Source organism: Rhodopseudomonas sp. (assembly GCF_048594845.1).
Classification (GTDB): Bacteria; Pseudomonadota; Alphaproteobacteria; order Rhizobiales; family Xanthobacteraceae; genus Rhodopseudomonas.
Genome location: NZ_JBMDXE010000207.1, coordinates 1 through 1,583, shown reverse-complemented (window position 1 = coordinate 1,583; position 1,583 = coordinate 1). Strand labels below are relative to the sequence as shown.

General features: G+C 64.4%; 2 pseudogenes. Both read right to left on the bottom strand.

Annotated features, from left to right (window positions below):
* Window positions 1-443, bottom strand: a pseudogene (locus tag ACOJTD_RS13355) (2-polyprenylphenol hydroxylase); the annotation flags it as partial.
* Window positions 440-1,583 (bottom strand): annotated as a pseudogene (locus tag ACOJTD_RS13350) (pyruvate-flavodoxin oxidoreductase); the annotation flags it as partial. The pseudogenes ACOJTD_RS13355 and ACOJTD_RS13350, both read right to left, overlap by 4 nt.

Below are 1,583 nucleotides of genomic sequence, written 5' to 3'. Positions count from 1 at the left end.
CGGATGTAGGGCGGGATGAACGCCTCGCCCGGCCAGCCTTCCGACAGGTTCTCGAACATCGGGTAGCGACCGCGCAGGTGCACGTCGATCGCCTTGATGAACTTGCGCTTGAACTTCAGCGGCAGCGCCCAGATGAAGCGCTGCAGGATGATGCTCATATCATCGCCGCGGGCGAGCAGATTCCACAGCGTGGTGGTGAAGGTTTCACCCAGCTCCGGCTGCTGGAATTCCCAGACGATGGCCTGGGTGCCGTCGGCGATGAACATGTTGCGCAGCGACGCCGGGTCATTGACCAGCCGCTTCTGCAACAGCGCAAGCTGCTTCTGGAATACGCCGACCGCTTCGCTGGCCTGCAGCTCTTCCAGCTCGGTCTTGGAGCTTTCCAGCGCGCTGCGCGCCTGCTGATAGCGCAGCACGTCGCTCGGTGCGGAAACGCCGGTCATCGGATGATCTCCGCATCGCAGTTCGCCGCCGCGCGGCTGAGCTTGGCCGACAGTTCGGGCGTGATCTTGATCTTGTCGAAGACGCCCGGGATCACATGGGCGACGTCCTTCGACGCGCCGCCGACCACGATCTTGGTGAGCTCGAACACTTCAGGCACGTCCTGGTAGCAGCTCTTGCAGTTGGTGCATTTGTCCAGGTCCGCATCGTCGATGTGGATCGGCTCGGCACCATTGCCGTTGGCCACCTTGGCACCGTTGGTCGGCGCCGCCGCGAAGCCATTCATCAGCGCGCCGAAGCCGCCGGCCGCCGGTGCGTTGGACGAAGCCGCCAGTTCGCTCATGCCGCGGGCGATCTGATCGAGCGAGCTCTCGCGCGCTTTGACCTGCTCTTCGTACTGGTGCTGCAGCGCGTCGAGTTCGGCGCGGTGGCTCTCGTCGAGCGCACGGACGTCGAAGCCGGCGAGCACCTGCAGCGTGCGCCAGTATTTGCGCCGCTCTTCGACCAGCGCCACGACGCTCTCGCCGACCGAAAGCTTGACCAGCTTCTTGTCGCCGTCGGTCGCGTAGATGAACGGTGTCTTGCCGGCACGCGCAGTTGCGTCGAGCGCGACATACTCATCGATCGGCATGCCGTCCGCATCCTTCTTGAGCGGCTTGAACTGCTTGCGGAAGCGGACTTCGGTGTGGGCGAAGTCGGCCGGCGTCAACTTGGTTTTGAGCAGCTGCGTCGCGCCGTTGTCGTCGATGTATTCGATCGACTTCGAGGCCCAGTCCTGATCCGGTTCCGGATTGCCGTCGAGCGAGAACGCACGCTCGTTCTTGCCGACCTTGCGCGGATCATGGACGAACACCGGATTCATCCGGCTCTCCACCGCGAGGCGGGCCTGACGGCTCGCCGCGGCATCGCCGATGCCGTGCTCGGCCTGGCACGGCGTGTAGACGTCGAGCACCGCGGGCGACGAGGTGTGATTCAAAAACTCCATCACGTTCTTGAGGAAGTGGCCCTGCAGCGCGGTCGCGGTCTGCACCACGAACACGCTGGGATGGAACGAGGCGATCAGGCCGAGCTCCTTGCGGGATTCCTGCTTGCCGTGCTGGGCGACGCCGAAGCGCGACAGATCGGAGTCTTGCCCGGTGAGG